General features: G+C 43.1%; 2 protein-coding genes. Both read right to left on the bottom strand.

Annotation, left to right across the window (positions count from 1 at the left end; all coding sequences use genetic code 11):
* On the bottom strand, positions 1–704 hold a 704-nt coding region (locus VF500_RS07020; protein WP_330858985.1), incomplete at its 3' end, for an aminoglycoside phosphotransferase family protein.
* Positions 705–871: 167 nt separating this feature from the next.
* Positions 872–1,527: DUF3472 domain-containing protein (locus VF500_RS07015; protein WP_330858984.1), on the bottom strand; the 656-nt coding region annotated here is incomplete at its 5' end.

Here is a 1,527-nt window from a genome sequence, read left to right as displayed (position 1 = left end):
CTCAGATAGTAACCGGGCATAACGGTATCCAGATCAACAAGACATAGTGCATTTTGCTCATCATCAAAGAGGATGTTGCTTATTTTGGTATCATGATGTACCACGCGCATAGGTATTTCCTGACCGCTGATCAACTGGTTGTATGTTTCTAAAATATGCTGGTGTTTATATACCTCATTTATCTCGGCGGCAGCCTCTTCCTGCTTGGTGGTTTCTGCGTTTTTTACAGCTATTTTGAACTGATCAAACCTTAAGGGCAGGTCATGGAAGTTTTGCAGGGGATATTCAAGCAGGCTGATGTCAAAATCTTTAAGCAGGTAGGTAAACTTGCCAAACTGTTTAGCCGCCTCGTAAGCCTCTTTTTCGTTTTTCAGAACATCAACCGAGTGCGAGCCCTGCACAAAGGGGAATAGCCGGTAATGCTCGCCTGTGGCAGCTTTTACTATAAAGTCGCCATTGAGGCTTTTTAAAGGAGCTACAAACAAATAGCCGGGTGCGGTTTCATTGATATACTTTTCTATTAAAGCCAGGTTGTTGACTATATGGTACGGAGCCTTGAAAATATTGGTGTTAATTTCCTGAAGGATATAGTTTTGGTTATTAGCGGTTAGTTTGTAAGTATGGTTTATTAAACCCGAGCCATAAGGGGCAATTTTAGAACCAATTAAGCTTAATCCATAGCTTATGAGTACATCATCGATCATATTATTTTGATTAACTAAACCAAACATACTTAAATAGGTAAATGAAACCCACACGCAAACGTTTGTGCTTTTTTATTGCAATTGCTCATTATAATTTATACGAGGTTTCAATGACAGGTATTCGCACAAAGGCGGGTGGGGTTAATAGATTTTTATTGCTGTGGGGATTATTGTTGCGGCAGTTTATCAAAATCAATAGCTGGAGGGATACCATTGGCCTCCCTGGTTATTACGGTGCCGTAAGGTGTAACGCCAACTGTTTTAAATCCTCCCGAAAACATGTAGAACCATTTTCCGTCAACACCGCTGCCATAATCAAATCTGGGATGTTTTACCTTATCGGCAGTGGTGGTGAAGCGGGCTGTGGTTAACTCCAGCCATTTGCCGCCTGGGGTGCAGATCCATTGGTTGCCGTAACGGGCCGAAAAATAATCCGCGCCATTATCGCCAAAATTTTCAACAAACGAGTACAGGCCGGTAAGCAGTTTGCCGCCGGTTTTGGTTTTATCCCATTGGGCTATTAATTTCCATTCGCCGTTTTCAGGGGCGTAGTAGTAGGCGGTAAATATGGTATGGTCGCCGGCCGGTTTTGCGCCAACAAGCAGTTTGTAAACAACGTCGGCTTTCCAGTTAAATACCAGGTGACTGTGGCCACCGGAACCTTCATTACCAAATTCGCCGGTAAACACGCCTGCGCCTTTTTTAATAAGGGTTACTGCATAGTCAGACGGGATCTCTTTCGGGTCGTTGGTGTTGTAAGCGCTCCAAACCGAAAATATAAAACGCTTCTCGTTTTTTGAATTATGCTGTATGCCCATATAGC

It is taken from the genome of Mucilaginibacter sp., assembly GCF_036383575.1.
Taxonomy (GTDB): Bacteria; Bacteroidota; Bacteroidia; order Sphingobacteriales; family Sphingobacteriaceae; genus Mucilaginibacter.
Note: the sequence above shows the minus strand (reverse complement) of the source record. Positions and strands in the feature narration are given on the sequence as shown.